Genomic DNA, 1878 nt, shown 5'->3' with positions numbered 1-1878 from the left:
GGGGCCGCGGGCCCGGGCGAGCCCGGCCAGGCCGCCGGGGAGCCGGCCGACCGCCACCGCGCCGGCGCCGACCACCACGGCGGAGACGCCCTGGCCGAACAGGGTGTCCAGCACGGTCAGGGCCGCGGCGGCGACGACCGCCCCGGTGGCGCTGTCCACCCCGGCGACCACCGCGGCGGCGAACCAGAGCAGTCCGCGCACCGGGTCGTAGGCGTTCGGGTCGAAGGACTGGCCGGCCAGGGTGGTCAGGGCGCCGCCGAGGGCGGCGAGCCCGGCGCCGGTCATGAAGAGCAGCAGTTTGAGGCGGGGGACGTCGACCCCGGCGGCCGAGGCGGCGTCCTGGTGGTCGCGCAGTGCGGTGAGCGCCCGGCCGAGCCGTCCCCGGTGCAGGTTGCGGACCAGCAGCAGGGCCGCGGCCAGCAGCAGCAGTTCCAGCGCGTACAGGGTCCGGTCGCCGCCTGGCAGTTGGGCGCCGCCGAGGTCCAGTCCGTCGGTGGCGTACGGCTGGTCGAACACCAGCCGGCTGAGGGCGGTCCCGACGGCCAGCGTGGTCAGGGCGAGGGCGAGGCCGCGGCGGCGGATCGCGGGCCGGCCGAGCAGCAGGCCCAGCGGTACGGCCGCGGCGACGGCCAGCAGCAGGGCGGGCAGCGGCGGGAGGGCGGGCAGGCCGGGGACCTGACCGGAGATCAGCAGGGCGGTGCCGAGGCCGCCGAGCCCGGCGTACCCGGCCTGGCCGAGCGAGACCTGGCCGCCGTAGCCGGTCACCACCACGGTGGAGAGCAGGACCAGGGCGAGCGCGGGCACCGCGAGCGCGTCACGCAGGTCGTCGGCGCGGAACCAGAGCGGCAGCAGCAGCAGGACGGCGCAGGCGGCCCGGATGCCGCCGGGGGTGCTGCGGCCGGGCCGGGGGGCGAGTCCGCGGTCGTCGGCGAGCGCGGTGCGCCACGGCAGCAGGGCGGCGGCCAGCAGCGCCACCACGAACAGGTTGGCCTGCAGGGCTTGGGCGAGCGGCAGCAGCTGTCCGGGCGGGTGCCAGCGGGTGAGTTCGCTCTGCACCACGCCGAGCGCGAGTCCGGTGGCGACGGCGACCGGCAGGCTGCGCAGCCGCGCGGCGACGGCCACCGCCATGGTCTCCAGCACCAGCAGCGGCAGCCCGTACGGGTCGAGCAGCAGGTCGGGGGCGAGCAGGACGCCGACCAGCCCGGCGGTGAAGGAGCCGAACGCCCAGCCGCCGGCGGCGACCCGGTCGGCGTCGATGCCGGTCAGGCCGGCCAGCGTGCGGTCGTCGACCACCGCGCGCATCCGTACGCCGACGGCCGTGCGGCGGTTGACCAGGCCGACCGCCGCGGTGAGCAGCAGCACCCCGGCGAGCTGGACCAGGGTGTCCAGGCGCAGCGGGTGGCCGCCGGGACGGGCGAGGACGGTGGCCGGGGCGAGGGCGGGTGCGTCGCCGAACGGGGTGGTGCCCCAGACCAGGACGGCGAGGCCGATCAGCAGCACGAAGACGCCGACGGAGGCGACCAGGGTCTCGGCGGCGCCGGCGCCGCGGCGTTGCAGGGGCCGGAAGACGGCCACCTCCAGCAGGACGCCGAGGGCGGGCGCGGCCAGCAGCAGGCAGCAGGGCGCGGCGAGGGCGAGCGGCCAGTGCCGGACCACCACCAGTTCGCGCAGCAGGTAGGCGATCAGCATCGCCTGGGCGCCCTGGGCGAGGTTGAGCACGCCGGTGGCCCGGTACGTGACGATCAGTCCGACGCCGCTGAGGGCGGCCGCGCTGCCGACCGCGAGACCGGCCAGCAGCAGGTCGACGCCGAGCGAGAGGGTGTCCGGCACGGCGTCAGCCGCCCGCGGCGGGCGGCGGTCCGGGGTCGCAGACCGGGC

General features: G+C 78.1%; 1 pseudogene. It reads right to left on the bottom strand.

From position 1 onward, the window contains the following. Positions 1 to 1830: pseudogene (locus AA75_RS25820) on the bottom strand (ABC transporter); the annotation flags it as partial. Between the last annotated feature and the right edge of the window lie 48 nt (positions 1831 to 1878).

The sequence above is a fragment of the Kitasatospora sp. MBT63 genome (genome assembly GCF_000710465.2).
Taxonomy (GTDB): domain Bacteria; phylum Actinomycetota; class Actinomycetes; order Streptomycetales; family Streptomycetaceae; genus Kitasatospora.
Note: the sequence above shows the minus strand (reverse complement) of the source record. Positions and strands in the feature narration are given on the sequence as shown.